The sequence below is a fragment of the Limosilactobacillus caccae genome (genome assembly GCF_900156885.1).
GTDB classification, from domain to species: Bacteria; Bacillota; Bacilli; order Lactobacillales; family Lactobacillaceae; genus Limosilactobacillus; species Limosilactobacillus caccae.
Map to the genome: position 1 here is coordinate 217,601 of NZ_FTOY01000011.1, position 19,486 is coordinate 237,086.

General features: G+C 44.8%; 16 protein-coding genes and 2 tRNA genes. 14 read left to right on the forward strand and 4 right to left on the reverse strand.

What is annotated here, in order from left to right; all coding sequences use genetic code 11:
- Positions 1 to 29: 29 nt before the first annotated feature.
- Positions 30 to 239: a hypothetical protein gene (locus CZ502_RS07105; protein WP_076461020.1), complete on the forward strand. Its 210-nt coding sequence runs from the start codon at positions 30 to 32 to the stop codon at positions 237 to 239.
- Positions 240 to 329: 90 nt separating this feature from the next.
- The gene (gene argF, locus CZ502_RS07110) at positions 330 to 1,331 is read left to right on the forward strand and encodes an ornithine carbamoyltransferase (RefSeq protein ID WP_076461022.1); all 1,002 of its coding nucleotides are present in this window, start codon (positions 330 to 332) and stop codon (positions 1,329 to 1,331) included.
- A gap of 95 nt (positions 1,332 to 1,426) precedes the next feature.
- Here argF (CZ502_RS07110) and CZ502_RS07115 read toward each other — a convergent pair whose 3' ends face one another.
- Together CZ502_RS07115 and CZ502_RS07120 are read right to left on the reverse strand one after the other, a co-directional pair.
- Positions 1,427 to 2,338: an EamA family transporter gene (locus tag CZ502_RS07115; RefSeq protein ID WP_076461024.1), complete on the reverse strand. Its 912-nt coding sequence runs from the start codon at positions 2,336 to 2,338 to the stop codon at positions 1,427 to 1,429.
- Positions 2,339 to 2,424: 86 nt separating this feature from the next.
- Entirely contained in the window at positions 2,425 to 3,012 is a 588-nt protein-coding gene (locus tag CZ502_RS07120; protein WP_438267735.1) for a matrixin family metalloprotease, read from the reverse strand.
- A gap of 282 nt (positions 3,013 to 3,294) precedes the next feature.
- On the opposite strand from CZ502_RS07120, the gene CZ502_RS07125 reads away from it, so the two are divergent.
- From CZ502_RS07125 to CZ502_RS07140, 4 genes are all read left to right on the forward strand, one after another.
- Entirely contained in the window at positions 3,295 to 3,663 is a 369-nt protein-coding gene (locus CZ502_RS07125) for a cupredoxin domain-containing protein (RefSeq protein ID WP_076461026.1), read from the forward strand.
- On the forward strand, positions 3,663 to 5,600 hold the full coding sequence (locus CZ502_RS07130; RefSeq protein WP_076461028.1) for a copper-translocating P-type ATPase: 1,938 nt from the start codon (positions 3,663 to 3,665) through the stop codon (positions 5,598 to 5,600). The genes CZ502_RS07125 and CZ502_RS07130 overlap by 1 nt, the downstream gene beginning before the upstream one ends.
- A gap of 119 nt (positions 5,601 to 5,719) precedes the next feature.
- Positions 5,720 to 6,199, forward strand: a complete 480-nt coding sequence (locus CZ502_RS07135) for a DUF7679 family protein (RefSeq protein ID WP_076461030.1) — start codon at positions 5,720 to 5,722, stop codon at positions 6,197 to 6,199.
- 78 nt (positions 6,200 to 6,277) lie between these two features.
- Positions 6,278 to 6,350: transfer RNA gene (locus CZ502_RS07140), tRNA-Gln, on the forward strand.
- Positions 6,351 to 6,402: 52 nt separating this feature from the next.
- Here the strand turns inward: CZ502_RS07140 and CZ502_RS07145 are convergent.
- The gene (locus CZ502_RS07145; RefSeq protein ID WP_076461033.1) at positions 6,403 to 7,233 is read right to left on the reverse strand and encodes a response regulator; all 831 of its coding nucleotides are present in this window, start codon (positions 7,231 to 7,233) and stop codon (positions 6,403 to 6,405) included.
- Positions 7,234 to 7,237: 4 nt separating this feature from the next.
- Entirely contained in the window at positions 7,238 to 8,530 is a 1,293-nt protein-coding gene (locus tag CZ502_RS07150; RefSeq protein ID WP_076461035.1) for an ATP-binding protein, read from the reverse strand.
- A 189-nt stretch (positions 8,531 to 8,719) separates the two neighbouring features.
- On the opposite strand from CZ502_RS07150, the gene CZ502_RS07155 reads away from it, so the two are divergent.
- From CZ502_RS07155 to CZ502_RS10695, 8 genes are all read left to right on the forward strand, one after another.
- Positions 8,720 to 10,264 carry a YfcC family protein gene (locus CZ502_RS07155; protein ID WP_076461038.1) on the forward strand — a complete coding sequence of 515 codons (1,545 nt, stop codon included), beginning with the start codon at positions 8,720 to 8,722 and terminating at the stop codon, positions 10,262 to 10,264.
- 231 nt (positions 10,265 to 10,495) lie between these two features.
- The gene (gene argF, locus CZ502_RS07160; protein WP_076461040.1) at positions 10,496 to 11,503 is read left to right on the forward strand and encodes an ornithine carbamoyltransferase; all 1,008 of its coding nucleotides are present in this window, start codon (positions 10,496 to 10,498) and stop codon (positions 11,501 to 11,503) included.
- A gap of 12 nt (positions 11,504 to 11,515) precedes the next feature.
- Positions 11,516 to 12,448, forward strand: a complete 933-nt coding sequence (gene arcC, locus CZ502_RS07165) for a carbamate kinase (RefSeq protein WP_076461042.1) — start codon at positions 11,516 to 11,518, stop codon at positions 12,446 to 12,448.
- Positions 12,449 to 12,585: 137 nt separating this feature from the next.
- The gene (locus CZ502_RS07170; RefSeq protein WP_076461044.1) at positions 12,586 to 12,915 is read left to right on the forward strand and encodes a hypothetical protein; all 330 of its coding nucleotides are present in this window, start codon (positions 12,586 to 12,588) and stop codon (positions 12,913 to 12,915) included.
- A gap of 91 nt (positions 12,916 to 13,006) precedes the next feature.
- On the forward strand, positions 13,007 to 14,572 hold the full coding sequence (locus CZ502_RS07175) for a cation:proton antiporter (RefSeq protein WP_076461046.1): 1,566 nt from the start codon (positions 13,007 to 13,009) through the stop codon (positions 14,570 to 14,572).
- A gap of 45 nt (positions 14,573 to 14,617) precedes the next feature.
- Positions 14,618 to 14,690, forward strand: a tRNA-Glu gene (locus CZ502_RS07180).
- A gap of 499 nt (positions 14,691 to 15,189) precedes the next feature.
- Positions 15,190 to 16,026: a hypothetical protein gene (locus CZ502_RS07185; protein ID WP_143457279.1), complete on the forward strand. Its 837-nt coding sequence runs from the start codon at positions 15,190 to 15,192 to the stop codon at positions 16,024 to 16,026.
- A 310-nt stretch (positions 16,027 to 16,336) separates the two neighbouring features.
- Positions 16,337 to 19,462: a mucin-binding protein gene (locus tag CZ502_RS10695; protein ID WP_076461050.1), complete on the forward strand. Its 3,126-nt coding sequence runs from the start codon at positions 16,337 to 16,339 to the stop codon at positions 19,460 to 19,462.
- Positions 19,463 to 19,486 lie beyond the last annotated feature (24 nt).

Here is a 19,486-nt window from a genome sequence, read left to right on the forward strand (position 1 = left end):
TGTTTGTTGAGAGAATTATGGAGGAAAGCATGAAAAAAGCAGAACTAATCCGCCACCGTGACCGGGTGCGGACTCACTTAGTAGTGTGGATTGTCCTGGTGATTTGCTTGCGGATTCTGGCGAGTTTTCACCTGCTGGTCTTTTTAATGAATGTTGTCTGGCTAGCGGTCGCTTACTGTGCCTTGCTTATCATCCTGTGGTGCTATTTTGAGCTGCGAATTTTGAGGGCGGCAGATTAAGTAGCGGTAAATAGTTGTCGAAAAAGAAAATAGTGTTAAAATTTGATTATAATCTAGTTAGAAACAGTGGACCCGAAGGAGGAAGCTATTATGGCATTTAACTTACGTAACCGGAGTTTCTTAACTCTTGCAGATTTTAACACGCGGGAGATGGAGTACCTATTGGACCTGGCAGCAAGCCTGAAAGAGGCTAAGTATGCGGGGACAGAGGGACAGCGGCTGGCCGGGAAGAATATTGCATTGATTTTTGAGAAGAGTTCAACCCGTACCCGGTGTGCATTTGAAATCGGCGCCAAGGACGAAGGGGCGCATGTTACCTACCTCGGGCCATCTGGATCCCACATCGGCCATAAAGAATCGGTTAAGGATACTGCCCGGGTCCTCGGAGGGATGTTTGACGGCATTGAGTACCGGGGCTTTTCCCAGCGGAATGTCGAAATTTTGGCTAAGTATTCTGGCGTGCCGGTATGGAACGGCTTGACGGATGAAGACCACCCAACCCAGGTGTTAGCCGACTTTTTAACAGCTCACGAAGTATTGAAGAAGCCGTATAAGGAGATTAAGTATGCTTTTGTCGGTGACGGGCAGGATAATGTTTCGAATGCATTAATGCTCGGAGCGGCGGTGATGGGGATGGAGTATCATGTCATCACGCCAACAGAATTAGCCCCGACGGCGGAAGTCCTTGAGAGGGCAAGAGCAATTGCGGCCAAGACGGGGGCCAAGATTGTCGTCACCGATGATCTCAATGCTGGTGTTAAGGGGATGGACGTAATCGCAACCGATGTGTGGGTTTCCATGGGTGAGCCCGATGAGGTCTGGGCAGAGCGGATCAAGCTGTTGTCGCCATATCGGGTAACGATGGCGGTCATCAAAGCGGCCCAGAACCCGGATGTAATCTTCGAACACTGCTTGCCAGCATTTCATAATACTGAAACAGAGGTTGGTCAGGAGATTGCAAAGAAGTTTGGCATAAGCGAAATGGAAGTGACCGATGAGGTGTTTGAAAGCAAGTACTCGGTTGTGTTCCAGGAAGCGGAAAACCGGATGCACACCATCAAAGCAGTAATGGTCGCGACACTTGGCGATTAGCGATTACTGTGTATCATTCGGAGCTAAAAACAAGAGGCCGTGGAAAAAAGTAGTTTTTCCACGGCCTCTATTGTTTAATTTGCCAAGTAGCTTGTTCAGCTACCCTTTATTTTTTCGGGCACCCGGATATTAATTGCGAGGACCGCTACGATAACGAGGATTGAGCCGATAATGTCAGCCCCGGTCATCTGCAAATGCAAGAAGATGACTGAGCCAATAGTGGCTGATAAGGGCTCAAAAGCGTCCATCAGGCTAAAGGTCGTTGCGTCGATATAACGCAAGGAGTTATTGGCTAGCTGGAAAGGAATCAGCGTCCCGATAACAAGGATGCCAAGTGAGTAGAGCCAGACTGACGGTACGTTTGGAACATGCGGCTGGCTAGGGTGGATGGCAAGAAGGGTCAGGCCCGCGAATAAGAGCCCCCAGCCGGTAATGATAAGTGAGGGAACTTTTCCTTCCCGGAGCATATTTTGCGGAATCAGGGTGTTAGTTGCCACCCCGACAGCAGAGATTAGCCCCCAGATCAGCACGCTCGGGGTCATGGCTAGGTGGTTAAACTGGCCATGGGTTGCAATCGTAAAGACCCCTAAAAAGGCAAAAATTGCGCAGATAATTTCAATCCGCCGGGGTGGGAGGTGGCGGAAGACTGCCTGGTAAGCAATGATAAAGAAAGGGCCGATGAACTGTAAAATAGTGGCGATCGACGCATTACCATATTGGACGGCCATGAAGTAGGCAAACTGCACGGGCACCAGGCCGAATACCCCGTATGCAAAGATGACCCACGCCACGTGTAAGTCGGTAAAGATCCGGAATGGGTGGTCACCACGGAGCTGGCTAATGAGGACTAAGATAATTCCAGCGGAAATCATCCTGGTCTGCGTTACCCACATTGAAGTGATTGAACTACTAACATTAAAAAGGGCCTTTGCAAAAAGCCCCGAAATTCCCCAAAAGGTACAGGCGATGATGATCATCGCGGTCCCTAATACTTTTTTATTTTCCATATAACTACTCTTTCCAATTTTAAAATTCCATCCTTTATTTTAACATAGCAATTTTACGAACGGCGGACGGAAAAGGAACTTTTAGCCTAGTTACTTGCTACAGAACCGTCCGCACTGTGCTGGACCGGTTGGGGAGTCTTGCGATATAAGGAGCGGACGTGGTCGATATCTGTTGGTTGGATCGCGTAGTAGGATCCGGCCGGCTGCATGACGGATTGCTGGTTTGTATGTTCAAGGCCAATGGCGTGGCCGAGTTCGTGTTCAGCTGTATTGACAATCCGTTGTTGGGAGTAGCCAAAGACAGGGTTGAGAAGGTAGTAAGAATTAAGCTCAACATCTGCCTGGAGAAAGTAGCCAGTTGCAGCGTTCATGCTCGTATTAGTTAGCCCTGCTGCACCGTTATCTGCTTTATTAACGGCGGTGACGGTAATGTTTGCATCTTCTTTATTACTTGTTTGTTTAAAATGAAAGGCACCGCTGGCGTTCCATTGACGAATGGCAGTTTCTGCCGCGCTCTTGAGAATCTTGTTGTCGATATCAACATAAATTGTTGCAGAATTTTGCTGCCAGCGGGCATTTGCTGGCCGGTCTGTTGACTCAGTTGGTAAATCAACAGTTTGCTTGGTTGGGGCGAGACTTTGCCCGGTTAGTTTCCGGTATAGGGTTTGGGTAATGACCTGAGTATTATGGATGCCGATGTTCACCTGGGCTTGAAACGACGGGCTGTTTTGGTAAAAGTAAATGATCCCGCCGAAGAGCAATAGGTAAACTAGCGGTAAAAGAAAACCATGTTTTTTCGTTGTCCTCACCTCCTTGTATGCTCAAGTGTAATTAAAAAGGGCGGCAAGGTCCATTAATTTAATGGTTAAGCTTTTGTGTTGACGAATGTAAACGTTAATTATAAAATTAAGGTAAGTTATAGATTACATTTGTAAACACAAAGGAGCGAGTAAACGATGCAAGGATTAACAATTATTATTGCAATTATTTTAATCGGCTTTATTATCTGGTGGTTCTTTGGTAAGCACGAAGAAGCGGCGGGGCAATCCGCCATTACTAATGATCAGCAGGAAGCAACAATTGTGGTTAATGGTGGTTATTCACCAAAAACGGTTGTCTTAAAAAAAGGGATTCCTGCGAAAGTAACCTTTGATATGCGTGATAAGACTGCTTGCTTGTCCCACGTTGTTTTTGACGAATTAGGCTTGGATAAGGATCTGACTAAGCAAGCAACAACGACGGTGGAAATCCCAACAGATAAGGCAAAGGAATTTAACTTTGCTTGCGGGATGAATATGTTCCACGGGAAGGTGATTGTTAAGTAATGAGATTATCAAATTTACAGCGCTTTTGGTTATCATTCGTGCTGGCACTGCCATTACTTATTCAAATGCTGCTGATGCCTTTTCACTGGATGATGCCAGGTTATAACTGGGTGGCATTGGTTACCACTACTTTAATAATGCTTATTTCTGCACGAGCATACTGGACAAGTGCCTGGGCTGCCTTCCGCCATCACCGGGCAAACATGAACACCCTGGTTGCCATCGGGACCGCAGTTGCCTACTTTTACAGTGTGTTTGCGATGGTAACTGGCCGGGAAGTATACTTTGAAAGTGCGGCTTTTGTGACTGTCTTTGTGATGCTGGGGGATGCCCTAGAAGAGCGGATGCATAACAACGCCACGAATGCACTAGAGAAGCTAGCAAACCTCCAGGTGAAAACCGCGGCGGTCCTAAGGGATGGCAAGTTTGTTGAAGTGCCGCTAAGCGCAGTTCAAGTCGGTGACATTATCCAGGTTAAGCCGGGGCAAAAGTTGCCTGTTGACGGCGTAATCACCAGTGGTAAGGGATCAATTGATGAATCAATGGTGACCGGTGAGAGCATGCCAGTTGAAAAGCATGTTGGAGACGAAGTGATTGGGGCGACCCTTAACCAAGCCGCAAGCTTTACTTTCCGGGTAACGAAGGTCGGTGAAGATACTATGCTGGCGCAAATCGTTGAGATGGTTAAACACGCGCAAACCAGCCACGCACCAATCCAAAAGCTGACTGATCGGATTGCGGGAATCTTTGTCCCAATCGTTTTAATTATCTCTATCCTAACTTTCGTTGCCTGGTATGCCTTGATCGGTACCAGTGCGGTTTCGGCGATGTTATTTGCCGTTGCGGTGGTTGTGATCGCCTGTCCCTGTGCACTTGGGTTAGCCACACCGACTGCTTTGATGGTTGGCACCGCCCGGGCAGCGAAGATGGGGGTCTTGATCAAGGACGGTGAAGCCCTTGAAGAAGTAAGTCAGGTCAAAACAATCATCTTTGATAAGACGGGAACAATCACAAGCGGTAAACCAAAAGTTACGGATATTGTTGGTGACCCTGCTGAAGTTTTACCCTTGGCCGTGAGCCTCGAAGAACAGTCCGAGCACCCGCTGGCACGTGCAATTACTGAATATGCTAGTGAAAAGCAGGTTGCGCCATTAGCGGTGACCGACTTTGCCGTGGTCGAAGGAAAAGGGGTCCGGGCGGTCGTTGATGGGCAAACTGCCTTTGTTGGTAATAGCAAGATGATGGTTGCTGAAGAACTGGCACCTAAGTTAGCCGCTGAAATTAAGCGTCTGCAAAAGGAAGCAAAGACAGTGACGATTGTTGGTCGCGGCAAGCAAGTGATTGGGGCAATTGCCATCCAGGATACGCCCAAGCCAGGGGCAAAAGAGGCAATCGCAGCCCTTAAAAAGCAGGGGCTTAAGACCGTTATGCTGACTGGGGACAACCAGGATGTTGCCCGGGCAATTGCTGCCCAGGTTGGCATTGATGAAGTGATCGCTAATGTCTTACCAAATGAAAAGGCCGACCGGGTAGCGGCATTCCAACAGGCCGGCAAGGTTGCCTTTGTCGGTGACGGAATTAACGATGCTCCGGCATTGACCCTTGCAGACGTTGGTATTGCGATGGGTTCCGGAACGGATATTGCGATTGCTTCTGGAAACATTGTGCTTGTCCAAAATGACCTCGCTGGTGTCGTGCGGGCGTTGAGCATTAGTCAGAAAACATTCAACCGCATTAAGCTCAACTTATTCTGGGCCTTGATATACAATGTTGTTGGAATCCCGATTGCCGCCGGATTATTTGCCGGCCTCGGAATAATGCTTAGTCCTGAATTGGCTGGGCTGGCGATGGCCTTTAGTTCTGTTTCAGTTGTCGGTTCTTCATTGTTGTTGAATAAGAGCAAGATTGCTGGGGAACCGGCAGTTGTGGAAGGATAAATACTAATTCACGGAACTGGAAAGTGGTATTTCAGTTCCGTTTTTTGTATTCAACATCACAATGTAAAAGGGTTTTGCGGTAAAATAAAAATATAGAATACAAACGAGGAGGGAGAAAAATGGCAACAACTTTTTTGCTTCACGTTCAGTTGAGTTGGGGTGAAGAACGGGACTACCTGATTGCAAATGACGTGGAGCCGGGCTTAATGCACCGTTATCAGACGCGGGATAATTGGCAAGAGGTGATTATTGACGCATTAATCAATGTGCCCGTTGCCCCGTACCTCCCAAGTAAGGCGGTCAATCCCCCAATTGCCACCGCAAAAGTCATGTCAGTTAAAGCCATTGACCTCGCTGATGCGCAGCCAGATGTTCAGCGGACAAGGAGTCAATTTATTATGGCCGTCGTATGGCAAAAACAAACGTCAGCAGCTAACTATAACTTTTTGCACCATGACTATGATAAGTGGACCCAGCGGCAGATTAAGGCTGATGTTGATTACTGGTGTGAGCATAAACGCCACCCGCTAACCACCCTGGTTACAAAATGGCGCTGTGCAGAGCAACGCCGCCGTTTTCACCGGGAAATTATGGAATAAATTCAAAAAAATTTGCCAAAAGAGTTGACTAATACGCAAGTTCCATGTATATTATTTAGTGTTGTAAGTCAACATTATTGGGCATTCGCCAAACTGGTAAGGCAGTGGACTCTGAATCCATAATTTACTGGTTCGAGACCAGTATGCCCAACTTACTAAAAAAGCTGTAATGATAAGATTGCTTGACCTTATCATTACAGCTTTTATTTTTTATGTTCAGCGAGTTCATCCAAGAACCGTTGGAGCTTAATCCGCCCGCCTGTTTTCCGCTTTCCCTGCTGGTAGAGCATTTCGCTATGGACATTTTCATAGCCGAATAAGGAATTTGCTAAATCACAAAGCTGCTCGTCATAAGGATTATCAATTAGCCGGTTGGCGGTATTTGTAAGGCCAACTTTAATTGCCCGGCGAATCCGTTGCTCAACAACTTTCTTTTCATGATCACTAAGTCCGAGGAGACCATTTAAGTCGAGTGCGCGGTAGTTCACTCCTTGGCTCTGCATTAAGACTATTATTTGCAAGATATCAGTTGTCCCCTTTTCTGACGTCATCCCAAGGTACTTCAGGATGTCGCTTTGCTGGTTTGTCTTTGCTGGCGTAGTTGGTTGCTGGGCTGGCTGGTTATTGCTATTGATCATGTTAGAAATCGAAGTGAGTTTGGAGGCCATCCGGATACTTTGCTCGACATTTTTAAGGACGGCCTTGACTTCGATTAGGTTGATTGGCTTGCTGATAAAAAAGTCAATTCCTGATTGGTATGCTTCTGCTCGCATATCACCATCTTGTACTTTTGAAATCATTACGAAGCGGGTATGTGGTTTGACTTTTTTGAGGTGTTTGACAAGCTCAATTCCTGATAATTCAGGCATTAAAAGGTCGACTAGCACGATATCAACATCGCGGACGAGTAACTCTTTTAATGCAGTCGTGGAGTGGTCGCTTACGCCAACTACCTCGTCGTTGAAGTTTTGTTCGATTATATTTTGTAAAACATAGATGACCGATTGATCATCGTCAACAATAAAGTATTTCATGTGATTATTCCCCCGTCGTTGTTAGTTTATTGCGGTCAAGAGTAACCGCAAAGGTAGTGCCAAGTTCTGGCGTTGAGTCAACCGTAATCTGGCCGCCAAATTGTTCGCGCGCAATGGTCTGGACGCTGGATAAGCCAATTCCGCGATAGATATCCCCTGAAGAATCAAACTTAGTTGAAAAGCCTGGCTTAAAAATTAAATTGATGAGGTTGGCGGGGATCCCCTTGCCATTATCCGTCACGGAAATATAAACCCACTTTGCATCCTCAGTGACCTGGATTAGGATCTCACCGTTTGGCTTCTTCTCAATTGCGTCAATCCCATTTAAGATTAAATTCGACAAGATGGTAACAAGATAGTAGTGCTGTGGGATCTTCGCATCGACCTGGTTTTGGACGACGAGGTTAATTGCCGCTTTCTTTTTCCGGATGATCATTTGCGAATAGGAAGTCACTATTTTTAAGATATCATGCATTAGCATTGGTTCATTGCTGCTGTCATCAAAATAATCCCCAAGGCCCTTAATGACGTTTTGATAGGAATGCTTAATTTCGTGAACATGCTGGGCAATTTTGTAAGCGATCGCTTGTTCTTCTGGTCGTTGCTCATCTTTTAAGCGTTCATTTAATAGGTAGGCGTTTTTAGTTACCCGTTCAATTTCATTGATTGTCTTTTTCATAAAATAGACTTCGCTTTTGACCGCGGACGCAACCCAGATAAAGTGGTAATACTGCCGTTCGTGACTATCACTGCTGACGGTGAGCAGGCGGACATAATGAACGCCAAAGGCCAGGGCAAAGGCAAGGGTTGAGCGGCAGAGGGCAATGATGAATAACGCTTGAATAATGTGGAGCGTAAACGGGTGGAAGTGGTTTAGAAAGGATAACTCAGCAATATTTGCCAGGTAGTCACAAATGATAATGGTTAAAAAGAAGGCAATATTATTCTGAAAAGTCCGCCGCCAATAAAGCAGGTAGTAAATTAATGTGTAGCATGCGAAAAAGATGATGTCTGCAAGGGTATAAAGCAAGACATTACTAGTGGTCGTTTCCTGGGTAATAAAGAGGTAAAAGCCCCGAAAAATTGGTGAGGCAAGGGCAATTGCCAGTCCCAGCTGTAATGGGTTTAGGTCTTGGTTAAAGTAGAGAAATAGTGGTAAAGCAAGGGCGGAGATAGCGATAATATTTCCCGGAACCAAAGCATTTACCCCAATCTGTGAGGCAAGGGCAACGCAGATTGAGGCAATAATTATCCGCTGGTATTTACGATAACGGAGAAAATTAAGATTTCGTAACATGAGGACTCCCAACATTATCACAAAGAGTTGTGATTAAAAATGATTATTTCTGAATAATTGTGTAAGCGCTTACTAGAATCATTCTTGTAAGCGGTTAATTAATGTTAACCTGATTACTACTCTTTAGCAACCTCCCACGGTAATTTGGTGGTTGCTAATCAAAGAAATATTTTAGTAAGGAGTAAGGTTATGGATGCTTCAGTAAAACCAAAGAAGAAGTGGAAATTAAAGATGCCTGGTGCCTTTACAATCCTCTTCTTCTTAACAGTAATCTCTGTTTTCTTAACGTGGTTTGTTCCTGCGGGAAGCTACTCAAAACTCTCATATAGTCATGACCATCTTCAAGTCACCGCACCGAGTGGGGACAAGACGGTCTACCCAGCGACCCAGCAAACCCTGGATAAGCTTAACGTTAAGATCGATGTTGACCAGTTTAAATCGGGGGCGATTAGTAAACCTGTCTCGGTTCCAGGAACTTATGAGCGCTTAGCCCAACATCCAGCGAGTCTCTACTCTGTCTTTACAAGTATGGTTAACGGGACGATGGAAGCAGTCGACATTATGATCTTTATCTTTGTCCTAGGAGGATTGATCGGTGTCGTAAAGGTGAGTGGCTCGTTTGAATCTGGCCTATCCGCTTTAACAAAGAAGACCAAGGGAAAAGAGTTCATCCTCGTCTTCATGGTGTCAGTTCTGCTGGCCCTTGGGGGGACCCTGTGTGGGATTGAGGAAGAAGCAGTTGCCTTTTACCCAATTTTGGCCCCAGTATTTATTGCAATGGGGTATGACTCGATCGTGACGGTCGGGGCTATTTTCCTTGCGAGCTCGATTGGGACGACATTTTCGGTTATTAACCCGTTCTCCGTTGTGATCGCCTCGAATGCAGCTGGAACCCAGTTTACTGAGGGGATGCTTGGCCGGATTATCGGGTTAATCATTGCCGTTATCTGCTTGCTCTTTTACTTACATTGGTATGCGCAAAAGGTTCAAGACGACCCAACTTTCTCTTATACGTATGAAGACAAAGCCCAGTTTGATAAGATGTGGGCAATGGATTCATCTGAAGAACAAGATCAGACCTTTACCCTGAAGAAGAAGATAATCCTCATCTTGTTTGCGGCCGCCTTCCCAATTATGATCTGGGGAGTAATGGCCAAGCAGTGGGCCTTTCCACAGATGGCAGCGGCATTTTTAATCATCGCCGTAACGATTATGTTCCTGACTTGTTTTGGCAAAAAGGACGGTCTTGGCGAATACAAGACAACGACTGCCTTTGCTGAAGGGGCAGCAAGCTTAGTTGGGGTATCGTTAATCATTGGTTTAGCGCGGGGGATTAATATGATCCTCAATGAAGGATACATCTCTGACACGATTCTTTACGCTTCATCCAAGCTAGTTGCCCATATGAGCGGGCCAATCTTTATTATCGTAATGATGCTAATCTTCTTCGTTTTAGGATTTATCGTGCCATCTTCATCTGGATTAGCAGTTCTGGCAATGCCGATCTTAGCACCATTAGCGGATACTGTTCATATTCCGCGCTACATTGTTGTTACTGCTTACCAGTTCGGGCAATACGCAATGCTATTCTTAGCACCAACCGGTTTGGTAATGGCTACTCTCCAGATGCTCGATATGAAGTACTCCCACTGGGTTCGTTTCGTTTGGCCAGTAGTAGTCTTCGTTCTTGTCTTTGGTGGTGCCTTGCTGATTGCCGAAGTATTATTAGCATAAATGTTGCAAAGTTAAACAGTGAAATATACCAACCTTAGTTCAGGGGATTGATTTCTTCCTGAACTTTTTTATTGCCAAAAAAGGCCATCGACTAGGAGTGGCTTGCTCTTGAAAGGAGTAGAAATTATCCCGGCGGTAAAATATTTTGATCTTCTTTGAAGAAAAATGATTATTTTTGAAAGCGCTTACTATGATATAACATGTAAACAACATCAAGGAGGATATTTAATCATGGCATTTAATTTACGTAACCGGAGCTTTTTGACTCTTTCAGACTTTAGCACTCGTGAAATGGAATACCTGCTCAACCTCTCTGAGGATTTAAAGAAGGCAAAGTATGCTGGAATTGAGCAACAGACCTTAAAGGGTAAGAACATTGCGTTAATTTTTGAAAAGAGTTCGACTCGTACCCGCTGTGCATTTGAAGTTGGTGCTAAGGATCAAGGTGCCCATGTTACTTATCTTGGGCCTTCTGGTTCCCACATCGGCCATAAGGAATCTGTTAAGGATACCGCCCGAGTTCTTGGGGGAATGTATGATGGAATTGAATATCGTGGCTTTTCACAACGTAATGTTGAGATCTTAGCAGAATATTCTGGTGTACCAGTTTGGAATGGTTTGACTGATGAAGACCACCCAACACAAGTATTAGCAGACTTCTTAACGGCGCATGAAGTACTTAAAAAGCCTTATGACCAGATTAAGTTCGCCTTTGTTGGTGATGGGCAAGACAACGTTTCAAACGCTTTGATGCTCGGTGCTGCCGTAATGGGGATGGAATACCATGTTGTAACACCGAAGGAGCTTGAACCAACAAAGGAAACCCTTGATAAAGCAAACGCAATTGCTGCCAAGACGGGTGCCAAGATTGTTGTTACTAATGACATTAAGGCCGGAGTCAAGGGAATGGACGTTATTTACGCCGATGTATGGGTTTCAATGGGTGAATCTGATGAGATGTGGGAAAAGCGGATCAAGCTTCTCAAGCCTTACCAAGTAACTAAAGAAGTGATGGACGCTACTGAAAATCCAAAGGCAATCTTTGAACACTGCTTACCTGCCTTCCATAACCTAGACACTGAAGTTGGTAAGGAAATTTACGAGAAGTTCGGCTTGAAGGAAATGGAAGTAACTGAGGAAGTATTTGAAAGTGAACGGTCAGTTGTGTTCCAGGAAGCGGAAAACCGGATGCACACTATTAAGGCGGTAATGGTCGCAACTTTAGGTGAAACTAACTAGGAGGCTAGACAGATGGCTAAAGTAGTAGTTGCCCTTGGTGGGAATGCACTGGGGAAATCACCTGAAGAACAGTTAAAACTCGTAAAGAATACTGCATCATCATTGATTGGCTTAATTGATGCCGGAAATCAAGTCGTGATTAGCCATGGAAATGGTCCGCAAGTTGGGGCAATTAACCTTGGTATGAATTTTGCGGCAGAAAATGGGAAAACTGCATCCTTCCCATTCCCAGAATGTGGTGCAATGAGCCAAGGGTACATTGGCTACCACCTGCAGCAGAGCTTGCAAAATGAACTGCACCGGCGTTGGCTAAATAAAAATGTTGCAACCATTGTGACGCAAATTGCCGTTGATCCTACAGACCCGGCATTTGATAATCCTTCCAAGCCAGTCGGGGACTTTTACACCAAAGAGCAGGCAGACCAAATTGCAAAGGAGAAGGGCTATACCTTTAAAGAGGATGCTGGCCGGGGATACCGGCAAGTTGTCCCTTCACCACTACCGATTAAGATTTTAGAGCTTGCTAGTATCAATACCCTAATCGAAGCTGGCGACCTTGTTGTCGCTGGTGGTGGCGGTGGTGTACCAGTAATTATGACGGAAGACGGCTTACAGGGTGTACCTGCTGTTATTGACAAGGACCGCTCAAGTGCTTTGCTGGCGGATAAGATTGATGCGGAGACATTGATCATCTTAACTGCGGTTGACCATGTCTTTATCAACTACGGCAAGGAAGATGAACAGGCTTTACGGCGTCTTAACGTTGCTGAGGCAGAAAAGTACATGGCAGAAGGTCAGTTTGCCGCTGGTAGCATGCTGCCAAAGATTGATGCTTGCTTGTCCTTTGTTAAGGGCCACCCTCACCGCAAGGCATTGATTACATCGCTTGATGGACTAGATGATGCCCTTGCTGGAAAAGTGGGGACAATTATTAGTGACAACTAAATGTGTGGGCAATAAAAGGCTGGGGCAACCTGGCCTTTTTGTGTTGGCCGGGTAGTGTTTGGAACAACGGGCGGTTACTAATAGCTTTAACCCGTTAATATTATTTGTTATAATTGCAGGCAAGTGAGGGGAAGAAAATGGCTAGTAATTCAGATTCGATATACTATGTTCTAACGAAACTTCAGCACCATCCTGAGTTGGTTAAGCAGATCACTGCCCGCTACACTAACACGGTGATGATTTTATTTGATGATTCGCTAAAAATTGCTAATTCATCATTTTATTTTCCGGTTGACCGGCTGATGGTTAACCGCCTGGCAGGGGAATTTGTTGCCAAAAATGGTGACTTGCTTGAAGAATACTTTGCGATGACGAAGAGCACTAAGGCGAATTACCATGATGTATGGGCGACGACAAGCCATATTCCAGCAAAAAAGGTCTTTTTGTTAGAGTTATCATACGAATAGTCATAAAATGAACAGAGGCTAGGGAGAAATCGCTAGTCTCTTTAATGTTTTAAAATCGTAAATGAGCGTCGTGGTTGGGAGGAGAAAGAAGATGATCGTTTCATTAGCAGTGTTGTTAGTCGCTGCTGTAATAAGCAGTATTATTGCAAGTTTTATTCCACGCTTTTCAATTAATTATCTTAGCATTATTATCGGTGGCTTAATTGGCCTGATCATTCCCTTAAACCACCTGGTTGCACCATTTAAGTCTGAGATTTTTATGTATATTGTGGCGCCATTGATTTACTTTGAGGGACAGACAACACGGATAAATTTAATTGGGCAGGGCGTCCGAAGAATTATTGAAATGACAGTCCTGCTAGTTGTTGTGGGGATGACCCTAGCAGGATTATCCCTAACGATGCTGGGAATTCCCCTCGCGTTTGCTTTCCTAATGGGTGCCTTGAGTACGCCGACCGATGCGACGGCGACCGAATCAGTTTCGGAAGGGTTGATTGTCCCGCAACGACAGGAAACCTTACTGAAAATGGAAGCACTATTTAATGATGCGTCAGGGATCATTCTCGTTAGTGCAACAGCGCTCTGGGTTGAAAATGGCTATCTCAATTATCGTCAAACGGGGATTGAATTTCTTCGTTCTGCTCTTGGTGGGATAGTGGTTGGAATCTTAGCGGCAATTTTAATGATCAGTTTTCGCCAGCTCATCAATCGCTACAATTCGAGCGCAACTAATGCCCAAAACATGATCTTTATCATTGCCCCTTTCTTTATCTACTTTATTGCGGAAGAACTACATGTATCAGGGATTATTGCGGTTGTTTGTGCGGGCCTGATGCAAAATAGTGAGAGTGCACGGAGCAGGTTCATCACTTCCCGGCAGTACCATAACGGGATTGTTCTGATGAACTTAATGCGTGAGGTGTTAAATAATATTGTTTTTGTTATTCTTGGTATTTTAATTATCCGGATCGTGCAAGCGGACCTAATCAACGGGAATCCTAATTGGAAATGGGTTGCGATTGGGGCTATTTTATACTTGGCAAACGTGGTTGTTCGCTACGGGTACGGCCTAATGATAAAGCTAGGCTGGAAAGGGAGCCTTATTTTTGCGCTTGGCGGAGTTCACGGCGCAGTAACACTGGCGTTAGTCTATACGGTTGCTAAACGGGTTACTGATAGTCAGTTTGATGTACTCGTCTTAGCAGAAACGTTAATGATTATTTTAAGCATGGTGGTGCCGTCAGTTGTTTTTCGCTTTATTCTTAAACGTGACATCTCGGTTAAAGAGGTCAATGAGGAAACGAAGCGGTTGCGAAAAGAGATGGTTGCCCAAGGAGAGCTGGCAATTGAAAAGATTTACCTGCCTGCTGATATTCGGGAAAGTGTCTTATATGACATTCGTGACCAGAATGCTGCTAATTCGTTTAAGGAGTTTTGGCAGCAATGGGCGCAGGCAAGCCGGCGTGTTGAATGTGCACCAGAGGAGCGGGAGCTTGAACAGCGGGCCTTGCTGTGGGCTTTCCGGGCTGAACGGCAATACCTTGATATGGTGTCACAAAAGGAAAATTTGCGGCAGTATGTGTATGAGCTGTATAACGATGTGCTGCTAGCAGAATCAATTGTGATTGATCCGGATAATAACATTACTAAAAAATGATTGACAAATAATTGTAAATAACGTATAGTTTATCTTGTACGTTATTGCCCGCTGGTCAAATTGGTTAAGACGTCGCCCTCTCAAGGCGGAGTTACGGGTTCGATCCCCGTGCGGGTGATTTTTTTATTTCCTAATGCTTTTGTATCTGCTTAAAAGGTTGATATAAAGGCATTTTATTTTTGAAAAAATCATGCTCTTCTCCTGGCGGAAAAGTAATGGTGGATGACTGTTAGCGCGGTTTATCATGCAGTGCAAAGTTTCCCAGCGTTTCTTGCCAGTTGGTGCCACTAACGAGATAATGTAAAATATCTTTAATAAAAGGGTAAAGCATGTTACAAATGATTGTGGTATGATATAACATGGTTTTAACTTTGCCCATTAAAAGCAGTCACGATGGTTTATCTACCAGTGATTAGCTCCTTAACCGTATTTTGCTAGAGCGGAAAAGTCAGAGTGCTTGTAGTGGGGAAACGTAGAGTAGGTCTGGTAAGCCCAGATGTGGCTGTCAGATTTGTTGTCTCAGCGTCAAATTAGTAATTAATATTAAGAAAAGGACTAATTGATGCTATGATATATTAAGTTAGAGAAATAAATAGGGAGATATTGGTGAATAAATTATGCGAATAATGAATTTGATGATCGTATTAGCAGTTATTGCGATTGTCGTGTTAGCGGCACAATACATCTCACAGTTACGTAAAAATCGTAGCGGCAATAACTTCGTCAGCGGCGGCCGAGTATTTCTTAACTGGGTACTAGCAATTGTCCTGGTTGTGTGTGTTGTCGGGATCGGAGTTGGCAGTTTTCATTCTCACAGACAAGCAGCCAAGCCAGCGGAGAGTGAAAAGACAGAAAATGTTAAATATGTGTCATCAAGTGATGAAGCCTTAGGCGATGTATCCGTCCAGTTTGATAAGAAGGTCAAGATGGACGATAACGGCGAAGTAAAGGTCAAGTTCAAGGTATCACCACAGACAAAGCTAACGATTCGCGGTCATAAGACGAAGGGCATCGTTAAGGTGTTTAAGGCAAGCAAGGGTACTGAGATGGCTAAGCACAGTTACACCTTTGACGTTGCGGGCACCTATGACATCATTGCCCAGCGTGGTGATCAAAAGGTAACGAAGAAGCTAAAAGTTGAAGCAAATGACAACGATAATGCTAGCGATGACAGTTCATCATCAAGCAGTGTCGCAAGCAGCAGTTCTTCAACGGCATCAAGTACAACTGCAAATTCCTCATCATCTGCTGTTAGCTCTAGCTCTAATACTACCTCAAGTACTAGACGGTCTAATGATTCAGGAAATACTGGAACGTCAACGTCACGTAATTATGGGAATGGTTATAACCGGAATCCTCAGTCAGGAACAACTCCGCGGCCAGCACACCCTGGAAATGGTAATATTACCGGTGGTCCAGAGCAACCAGTTGACCCTGTTTCAGATGAGCCGTAATATGAATTAGTGAGAGACTTCACCCGTTTAGGCGAGTGAAGTTTTTATTATTTTAAAATCCAAGATTAATAGAGAATATAAAGGCACAACAAAAGATAAAATCTTCATATGATAGAATAATCATACGAAGATTTTGTTATCGGGTGACAAGGAACGGAAACCTTAGATTATCAAGCTTTATAACAGGGAGTTATAACCCCCAAAAGTCGTGGATTAGTTATCAATGTTGAAATCAAAAATAGAGAATACTATACTCAATAATGTAATATATAGTTATCAAAGTATAAAAGAAATCTAAGGGGGATTAAAAATGCTTGAGACAGATGAAAAACAAACAGGGGTAGTTAGTGTGGACCTTGTAACCACCGAGGCTGTCGGGGAAAACGTCACCGCTAAAAAGAGCATGTCTGCTTCAAGTGCTGCAACGGCAGTGTTAGGCAAAACAGCAGCAATGGAAGGAAGTGTTTCCGATTTTGCTGCCCGGCAAGCAACACTGAACGTTACAGAACCAGCAATTAAGAACAATCCAGTATTGGGGCCTTATCAACTGAACGATGAGGAAGGATTGCAGCACGGTACTTACCTGGAAGCAACTAACCAAGAAAGTCACAAGAAGAGCCGTTCACAAGCGAGCCGCTTTGAGATGAAGGAGATTGCTTCCCTTGTTAACTATAAGGCAGCCAGTGACTTGACTGGCTTTGGTCACGTGAAGAACACGACTGATGTTGCCAAGTCAATCGAAGTGGTTTACACAATGCCATCATTTGAAACAAACGCTAACAGCAATATCCAATTGGTAATTGATGGCGACCGGGTTAATGAATTTGATGGCTTACAATATAAGGATGAAAAGGGAAACGTTATCCCTGGCTTTGACATTACTTATAGTTACCAGGGACACGATGGTGAATATTCAACGATTGATACCCTGAAGCAACGCAATGACTTTAGCTGGGATAAGGTAACGGCAGTGATGGTCTTTGGTTCCTTATTGCCAAATAGCTCTTACCGGATTAGTTTTCCGTTTAAGTTCGTTAAGCGTGAAGCGGCGAATACGCTTGGCCAGGCTAATTACTCCCTTAATGAGTATGCCTTTTATGACTTAACTGCTAATAAGCACGTTAATTCCCGGCTTAACTTCCGTTTAAGTACACCAGTCTTCTCATTAAATGATTATGGTGATACCCGGTTTGCAGGGCTTTTTGAAGAAAATGATGAATGGCAACAACTGCCAGAAGATATCCAGCAGTCAATGCCAACTCTTGCAGAAGTTCCAGCTGTTATTAGTAACTTTAGCACCACAGCAGCACTACCTACTGCAGCGGTGGAGCAAGAAGAAAAGGTATTGTGGCAAGGGGGCTACTACTTCTTTGCCCTTGCTCCGGTACAAAATATCGTGCAAGAATATGGTTACTCCGTTAACGTTAATGAGACGGGGCGGCAGTTAATGACGGCCTATGCCTTTTCTGCTGATGTTGACCGGGCAGTTGAAAATAATCCGGAATTTACGCCATATATCGTTCTCCATCACCTATTACAAACAAAAGAATTTACGCTCAAGACTGAGAAGAAAGATAGCTGGACACATAATGATGCAATTGTGAAGGCGTGCGGCTTAACTGCTGAAAACGACGAATTCGCCGTTGATCCGGAACAAACATTTATTGTTGATGATTCTGAAATTGACGAAAACCAAGCTGGTGAATACCAACTTATCATCGGTTACTACCTTAATGGTAGCGAAGATGAAGAGATGCTGATTACCTGCCCAACAAAGGTCCGGTTAGTCGAAAACAAGCAGACAATCAACATTTACTACGTGGATATTGTTTCTGCTGAAGGAAAGAACAAGGATAATCTGCAACCAGCTGATGGGGCCCTTCTAAAGGAACATACCCAGTCCATGACTGGCAAAGGTGACACAAGCTACCATAACCAACTGTGGGGTGCAGCTTCCGGCTACGAGCTTTATCAGTATGATCCTGCAGCAGAAGATGGGACCTATGTCGGTGGCCAGCAAGCAAAGGACTACTACGTATACTTAACCCACAAGGTTGAAAAAGTTGCTGAAGAACATAAAATTACCCGGGAAATAACCTTCAACATGCCCGGTGGCGCTAGGCAGGTAGTTAAGCAAGTGGGCCTTATCCAACGTAATGGGATGGTTGATAAGGCAACTGGTGAAAAGAAATGGGGCGCCTGGACGAAGGCAACTTTGCCAGCAATTACCGCGCCTGCAGTTGCTGGTTATACCAGCGATGCGGTGGAAGCGGAGCCAGTTACCTTAACCAGTAAGAGCAGCAGCTTGATGGTTGATTACCAGCCAAAGAAGGCGCGTGTGACGGTCGACTTTGTTGATGAGCAAGGGAAGTTAATTTCCTCACAGACGCTTGAAGGGCAAACCGGCGAAGTAATTGACTTTACAGACCTGGATAAGGCCATTGAGTTAGCCGATGAAGGTTACACAGTGATTAAGAATAACCTGATCGGTGGTGCCCGCTTTACTGCTGACAGTGACCAAAAGTATGAGGTTGTCCTTAGTAATAAGAATGCTGAGGAACAGTTGGTATACGTATACTACATTGATGTTCCGTTCGAACAATTACCACTGGTTAAGCCAACGTCAGGTAAAATGATTGAAGCACAGACCCAAAAGTTCCAGGTCACGGAGGGTGATGACTACCATAACGACCTATGGGACTTTGCGAAGGCTGGTTATGACCTCTTCCAAGCCGATGAGGGCGCCACTAGTGGTAAGTATGTGGCAGGTAGTCAGGCACAGCAATACTATGTTTACTTAACCCACAAGGTGATTCCATTGGAAGACCACCACACTGTTGAACGGACGATTAACGTTGAAATGCCGGACAAGACGATGCAGGTTGTTTCACAAACTGCAACGGCCACTCGGGTTGGTTACCATGATGAGGTTACCAATCAAGATGTTTGGCAAGAATGGCAAAAGTCAGTCTTACCAGAATACCAGCCAGCTAAGTTAGCCGGGTATAAAGTTGACGGGGTAGCTGAAGTGGAAGTAACCCCCGAAAGCACTGATAGTGAAGAAAAACTTAGCTACGTTGCCCAGCCTGCCCACATGACGGTGAAGTTTGTTGACCAACAAGGGGAGACACTTACTGAAAAGAAACTGGTAGGAACTACTGGTGAGGCATTTGAATATGATCCTAGTGATGAAATTGAAGAATTCATTACGGAGGGCTACCAGCTGGTCGAAAACCAGCTCCCCGCTGACCAGCACTTTGCTGCAGGCACACAAACTTACACGATTAAGTTTAATAAGTTTGTTGCAGTTCAACCACACAGCGATGCAAAGATCGACGAAGTGACTGCTAATCCTGAAGAAGCAGTAGAAGAGACGCCGAAGACGGATGCCGAAAGTAAAAAGGGTATTTTCTCGACACTAAAGGGCTTCTTCTAGGACGATTACCGCTATTATCATGAT

What these genes read in the sequence shown, in the direction of transcription:
- CZ502_RS07125 (WP_076461026.1), top strand. Translation starts at nt 3,295, where the DNA reads ATGCAAGGATTAACAATTATTATTGCAATTATTTTAATCGGCTTTATT.
- CZ502_RS07130 (WP_076461028.1), top strand. Translation starts at nt 3,663, where the DNA reads ATGAGATTATCAAATTTACAGCGCTTTTGGTTATCATTCGTGCTGGCA.
- argF (WP_076461022.1), top strand. Translation starts at nt 330, where the DNA reads ATGGCATTTAACTTACGTAACCGGAGTTTCTTAACTCTTGCAGATTTT.
- CZ502_RS07175 (WP_076461046.1), top strand. Translation starts at nt 13,007, where the DNA reads ATGATCGTTTCATTAGCAGTGTTGTTAGTCGCTGCTGTAATAAGCAGT.
- CZ502_RS07135 (WP_076461030.1), top strand. Translation starts at nt 5,720, where the DNA reads ATGGCAACAACTTTTTTGCTTCACGTTCAGTTGAGTTGGGGTGAAGAA.
- argF (WP_076461040.1), top strand. Translation starts at nt 10,496, where the DNA reads ATGGCATTTAATTTACGTAACCGGAGCTTTTTGACTCTTTCAGACTTT.
- CZ502_RS07170 (WP_076461044.1), top strand. Translation starts at nt 12,586, where the DNA reads ATGGCTAGTAATTCAGATTCGATATACTATGTTCTAACGAAACTTCAG.
- CZ502_RS07145 (WP_076461033.1), bottom strand. Translation starts at nt 7,233, where the DNA reads ATGAAATACTTTATTGTTGACGATGATCAATCGGTCATCTATGTTTTA.
- CZ502_RS07150 (WP_076461035.1), bottom strand. Translation starts at nt 8,530, where the DNA reads ATGTTACGAAATCTTAATTTTCTCCGTTATCGTAAATACCAGCGGATA.
- CZ502_RS07105 (WP_076461020.1), top strand. Translation starts at nt 30, where the DNA reads ATGAAAAAAGCAGAACTAATCCGCCACCGTGACCGGGTGCGGACTCAC.
- arcC (WP_076461042.1), top strand. Translation starts at nt 11,516, where the DNA reads ATGGCTAAAGTAGTAGTTGCCCTTGGTGGGAATGCACTGGGGAAATCA.
- CZ502_RS07185 (WP_143457279.1), top strand. Translation starts at nt 15,190, where the DNA reads ATGCGAATAATGAATTTGATGATCGTATTAGCAGTTATTGCGATTGTC.
- CZ502_RS10695 (WP_076461050.1), top strand. Translation starts at nt 16,337, where the DNA reads ATGCTTGAGACAGATGAAAAACAAACAGGGGTAGTTAGTGTGGACCTT.
- CZ502_RS07155 (WP_076461038.1), top strand. Translation starts at nt 8,720, where the DNA reads ATGGATGCTTCAGTAAAACCAAAGAAGAAGTGGAAATTAAAGATGCCT.
- CZ502_RS07115 (WP_076461024.1), bottom strand. Translation starts at nt 2,338, where the DNA reads ATGGAAAATAAAAAAGTATTAGGGACCGCGATGATCATCATCGCCTGT.